Source organism: Mesorhizobium sp. M0276, assembly GCF_040321755.1.
In the GTDB taxonomy this organism is placed as follows: Bacteria; Pseudomonadota; Alphaproteobacteria; order Rhizobiales; family Rhizobiaceae; genus Mesorhizobium.
Genome location: NZ_JAMYSC010000125.1, coordinates 1 through 4919, shown reverse-complemented (window position 1 = coordinate 4919; position 4919 = coordinate 1). Strand labels below are relative to the sequence as shown.

Genomic DNA, 4919 nt, shown 5'->3' with positions numbered 1-4919 from the left:
GATATTCGTCGGCGCCCGCAACGAACGCCTGACTCGTTTCGGAGCGACCCATATCGTGCGGCGTGCGGCCACAGAGGCCGTGCCTACCAGGCCGGCCTTGGCCGACAAGCCCATATCGCCGCACATCTTCCGGCACTCCCTCGCCATGAAGCTTCTCCAGTCCGGCGTGGACCTTTTGACGATCCAAGCCTGGCTCGGGCACGCACAGGTCGCCACGACCCACCGCTATGCCGCAGCGGATGTCGAGATGATGCGCAATGGACTCGAGAAGGCGGGCGTCACCGGCGCTCACGGCGTGCGTTTCCGACCAAATGACTCCGTTCTGCAACTGCTGAACAGCATCTAAATATTATGTGGCGGAAAAATCCGGACCGGCGGGCCTAGGCTGGCACCAGGAAGGCTCCGCCACATAATCTCGCCCGACGCATAAGAACGGATCGGCCCCCCATCGTCTCTCGCACCAGCGCCGCCAGCCCCTCCGCGCCCTTGCGGAAGTCGACCGGCTTCGTCGCCACCATGACCTTGACCGCACCCGTCGGCCCGATCACGACGTCGCCTTCAGCGCGCGGATCACTGCGGCCACCGTCTTGGTATCGGCGCCCCGGCCGACGCGCATCGCGATGCCGTCGATCTCAAGCTCGATCATGCCGGCGTCCCGAGTGGCTTGCCGTTTCCGCTGCTTCGCTGGATGCCTGGCTACAGGCTCCGCCGCCGTCACAACCGCCGGCACGAAGGCAGGAGAATCTTGCTGCACCGAAGCGGCCTGTTTGCGCGCTTCGCGGCGCCAGGCGAAGACCTGCTGCGGCCTGAGGCCATACCGGCGGGCGACCCCAGAAAAGACTGCGTTCGGCTCCAGCGTCTCCGCGATGATCCGCGCCTTGTCATCCACCGACCACTGACGCCGACCGCCGGCACCGTTGATCACCTCGAAACGCCGAGGCTGCCGCTCCGGGTCAAACGTAAGGTCAAGTCCAGACACAAGCCGATCTCCGATCCCAAGACAGGATCGGCAACCTCACAGATCGCGACCACTCCCGAAAGGTGGTCCCACAACAGCGCTTACGCTTGTATGCTTCACCCAGAAAATTCAATCGGGTAGCGCTCCATCCCAACCGCCTAAAGGCGTGGGGTTTACAGATCCCCTATCGGAGACTCTAAAGAACAGGTTCGATACGCCTATCTCAGCGCGCTGCGTGGCATCGCGGCGCTTTGGGTCATATCGGTCCACGTCGCCCACATGCCGCAGCCTGGCATGGAGATGCCTTGGTTTGACCTCTACATCGCGCATGGTGTTTGGGGAGTGCAGCTGTTTTTCGTCGTCAGCACGTTCTCTCTTTGCCTGATGCAGCCCAGTCATGCTGACGAGGATCGACCGCTCCTGGGGTTTGCCTTGCGCCGCTTCTTTCGTATAGCACCGCTGTTTTATTTGCTCGTAGCGTTCACGCTTCTCTCCGTCTTCGAGCCAATGAGGGATTTCTTCAACACCAACCCATCTGGGTTCGCTCTAAATATCGGCACGTTCCTGACGAACGTGACGTTCGTCTTCAACCTCGTGCCAGGGTATGGCCACCAGACCTCAATCGTCATGGCCGGCTGGACGACCGGCACTGAAATGATGTTCTACCTGATATTCCCATTCGTCTATGCCCGCACCAAAAAACCTGTGGTCGGCGCTGGTGGCGGTGTTCATCAGCTTGGTGGTGGCAAAGGTCTTCGGCATGACGGTGATGCTGTTCACGGCCGACCCGGCAACTTATCAACAGCAGTCGATTTTTTATCATCTGCCGATATTCATGTTCGGTTTCAGTTGTGTGCGTCAAGTTCCGCAAAATGGCGTGGCGGTAGCTGTGACGTCGGCGTGTCCGCCGCGCAGCTCCCGTGTTTAGCGGAGCGGCGGACACATGACGGTGCTCAGGCGGCCAAGGCCCTCAGGCTCTCCTTCTTGTGCTCACGCAGATGGTCCATGTTGAGATAGCGGGTCGCCTCGAGCCAGTTCTCGTGGATCTCGACCGCCAGCGCCCGAACCAGCCGCAGGCAACTCTGCGGGTTGGGGAAGATGCGCACGACCAGGGTGAGCCGTTCCATTGGCTAGGCGTTATGTTCGCCTGCCTTGTCCTCGGGCTCGCCCTTTGCCCGATCCACATTTTGGTCAACAAAACAATAGCTTGGATAGGGGACATCAGCTACTCGGTCTACCTCGTGCATAGCCCGATCATCGTTGCCCTGTTCCCGTTCTATAAGCAGATACAGGCTTCGGGAGGGGGCAGGATAGAAACGTTTGCGTCCTGCTTTGTGCTGACGCTGGCGTGCGTCCTTCCAACTGCTGCGGTGACCTACCATGTCTTGGAAAAGCCGACCAACAAATGGGGCAAGCGGCTTGCCTCTCGACTGGCAGGACGAAAGGAACGGCCTCGACTGGTCGTTCGCAAAGCAGCCTAAGAAGAGGCACGAAAGCCGCTGCTAACCCCTAAGCGCAATTATCCTTTGCAGGCAGCGATAGAGTGGCCTGAGGACCCTGAACGCTATTGGCGATCTGGTCACGATTGATCTCTTGATCGAGAAGATGAGGCCATGAAAGGCTCTTCTCACTCCCAGGTTTCCGAATTCCACCGGCGCTCCGTCGGCGCACAATGCCTGCAATTTGGCCTCCAGCATAACGTAGTTGTGAGCAGCGTGCCCCTCGGTCATCACGTGTCGGAAGGTATATCCTGCGTCGATTGCGACATAGGCTATGATCCGCTCCAAAGCATGGACCAAACTCCCGTCACGGTATTCCAAAGTGGCAAAATCGTCCCAGCTCCATTTATGTTCGAAAAGCTTCCTTAGAGCAGCAGGGCGAAACCAGTACATTCCACCATAAGGCGCGACAGGCGTACTATCGTCCAAATGCACGATCAGGCGCAGCTGTTTGGCCAGCTTTGCAACACTAGCTCTGTTGCCAGCCCATGCGTTTCCCAAGGTCGGGTAGCCGATATGAACCACCGGTGGCATAACCAGACCAAGCGCTGGATTGCCGACAAAGAGCTCAAGCAAGTTTTCGACATAACCAGGTGTGTGAAGAAGGTTGTCGAAATTGTGAAGCTTAAATAGCTCTCCCCTTGGGCCGTCCTGGGGAGAGCGTTTGGAATGTATCCGACAGATCAGATCGTAGCGGTCCCCGATTGCGTAGTCCCGGCACCCGACAAGGAGTGCTGAAGTATCCCTGCCGTCGTTCGGAACGACCAAGACTATGAAATTTCTGGCGTTCGGCGCCTTCGCAACCGCTTGTTGGATCAACACCTGCTTGCTGGCATTGTCGGTCGTGATGATCAGGTCGTGGCCCTTCGGCACATTTTCGGTGTAGCCCAGTATCTCATCGATCATGTCAACGTGATATACATGCGCTAGAACCGCTATCCGGTAACTGTCCCAATTTCTTTGCGCACCAATGCGAGTGTCCGGCAAAACGGAGAGCAACGCCGCATTGCCATTTAGCGTACGAGGTGGGCCCAGGCGGCCAACGCTTTTCCATATCAGTGACAAATCATAATCTGATTGATTCTCTACTATCTCCAAAGCACGCGGCAGGTTGATAGCCTCGCGCTCGAGCGATAGCGTGTCGTGAAAAAAGAGGCGCCGCTTCAGGATCGGGCTACGGTCCTCCAGCGTTTTGTCCGGCTCCATGAAAGCTGGGTATGGTGTCTTATATCGCTCCGGATCGAGCAGGACCGAACAGGTGAAGCCCAAGGCCTGGAAATGTTCCGTGAACACCGTCTCATGTTTCGCGACTGAATCCATATAGGAGTTGATGGGCGCCATCTGGGTCCAATAGTCACGAAACGCTTTTGACTGATGCAAGGACCGCCGCACCGCGATGAAATGGGAGTTGAGGTGGAAGGGCAGTTCCGATCTTCTGACGTCGATCGGATTGGGTCTCACCGCCCTGTGAGCGGAAATTCCCCAAAAATCACAGCTACGTCGGTCCATCTCGGAAAACATGTCCGAGAACGGGAAAATCGGCCCGTAGAAGGTGTGGTTGAAAAGCAAAATCTCGTCGAAGCGTGAAAGTTCATCCCACCCGATATGTTCGAGGCCGGTTCGATAGGCCCATACATCGAACCCTTTGTTTTCCCTGATCAGGAAGCTATCAGCTGCCTCGGAGAGCCGAGACTGAGCTTCTTTGTCGATCGGACCGTTGCAAACCACCAGCATTTTCTCAACAAAAGGCCGGAGCGACGCAATCAGGTGAAAATAATAATCATCTACCTTGCCATATTGATCGTAGTAAAATGCAATGGCCAGACGCCTCATCAGCCTGTCTCTTTGGTGGCTTGACAAGTGATCCGCATGCGTATGCCTTCGTTACGAAGTGTTGCGTTCACGAGCTTGGCTTGAAAACGGAGGCCATGCCGCGATAGATCGGCCTGAGTATTTTGAACAGGACAGGCGCCCTGAATTTTAGCGAGCTTTTAACGGCGAAATTGAGCCCGGCCAGAGAGTGCCTCACTGATGTCTGCGCCCATGGAACAGGGGCTGGTAGATGGTGTACCGAAGGATAGCCGGCGTTCTTCCACTCAGACAACATATGACACTGCCATTGGAAGTCGCCCGATGGCAGCAGGCTGGCAAGCTTTTGCAGCTTGAACTCCAGCATGGTGTAGTTGTGCGCCGCCTGATGTGCGCACATGATGTGCTGCGTGGTGTATCCAGCATCCTGAGCCGCGTAGGCGATCAGCCGCTCGAGCGCATGCGCCAACCCACCGTCGAGATGATCCGGCTCGGCATTGAACTCTTCCCATTTCCACTTGTGCTCGAATAGCTTGCGCAGGGCGCGTGGCCGGAACCAGAACATGGTGCCATAGGCGGCCACCGGCGTGCTCTCATCGAACTTGACGTTGATCTTCAACAGCCGCGCGGTTTCCTCGACCTTGGGTCTGTTG

General features: G+C 57.1%; 6 protein-coding genes and 2 pseudogenes. 3 read left to right on the top strand and 5 right to left on the bottom strand.

The annotated features are described in order from the left end of the window. On the top strand, window positions 1–346 hold a 346-nt coding region (locus NKJ01_RS35905; RefSeq protein WP_352735303.1), incomplete at its 5' end, for a tyrosine-type recombinase/integrase. A 100-nt stretch (window positions 347–446) separates the two neighbouring features. On the opposite strand, the pseudogene NKJ01_RS35900 reads toward NKJ01_RS35905, so the two are convergent. Together NKJ01_RS35900 and tnpA are read right to left on the bottom strand one after the other, a co-directional pair. Next, window positions 447–548 (bottom strand): annotated as a pseudogene (locus NKJ01_RS35900) (IS66 family insertion sequence element accessory protein TnpB); the annotation flags it as partial. Beyond that, on the bottom strand, window positions 545–925 hold the full coding sequence (gene tnpA, locus NKJ01_RS35895; RefSeq protein ID WP_352735301.1) for an IS66-like element accessory protein TnpA: 381 nt from the start codon (window positions 923–925) through the stop codon (window positions 545–547). The pseudogene NKJ01_RS35900 and the gene tnpA, both read right to left, overlap by 4 nt. Window positions 926–1144: 219 nt before the next feature. Here tnpA and NKJ01_RS35890 point away from each other — a divergent pair, with 219 nt between their 5' ends. Further along, the gene (locus tag NKJ01_RS35890; protein ID WP_352735305.1) at window positions 1145–1975 is read left to right on the top strand and encodes an acyltransferase family protein; all 831 of its coding nucleotides are present in this window, start codon (window positions 1145–1147) and stop codon (window positions 1973–1975) included. Here NKJ01_RS35890 and NKJ01_RS35885 read toward each other — a convergent pair. Continuing rightward, window positions 1912–2085: pseudogene (locus NKJ01_RS35885) on the bottom strand (transposase); the annotation flags it as partial. The gene NKJ01_RS35890 and the pseudogene NKJ01_RS35885 overlap by 64 nt on opposite strands. 12 nt (window positions 2086–2097) lie before the next feature. Between NKJ01_RS35885 and NKJ01_RS35880 the strand changes: the two are divergent. After that, window positions 2098–2439, top strand: coding sequence for an acyltransferase family protein (locus NKJ01_RS35880; RefSeq protein ID WP_352735299.1), 342 nt, complete (start codon window positions 2098–2100; stop codon window positions 2437–2439). Window positions 2440–2460: 21 nt separating this feature from the next. Here the strand turns inward: NKJ01_RS35880 and NKJ01_RS35875 are convergent, their stop codons facing one another. Then, the gene (locus tag NKJ01_RS35875) at window positions 2461–4290 is read right to left on the bottom strand and encodes a rhamnan synthesis F family protein (protein WP_352735297.1); all 1830 of its coding nucleotides are present in this window, start codon (window positions 4288–4290) and stop codon (window positions 2461–2463) included. 67 nt (window positions 4291–4357) lie between these two features. Then, window positions 4358–4919, bottom strand: a 562-nt coding sequence (locus NKJ01_RS35870; RefSeq protein ID WP_352735295.1) for a rhamnan synthesis F family protein, incomplete at its 5' end; no start/stop codon positions are given.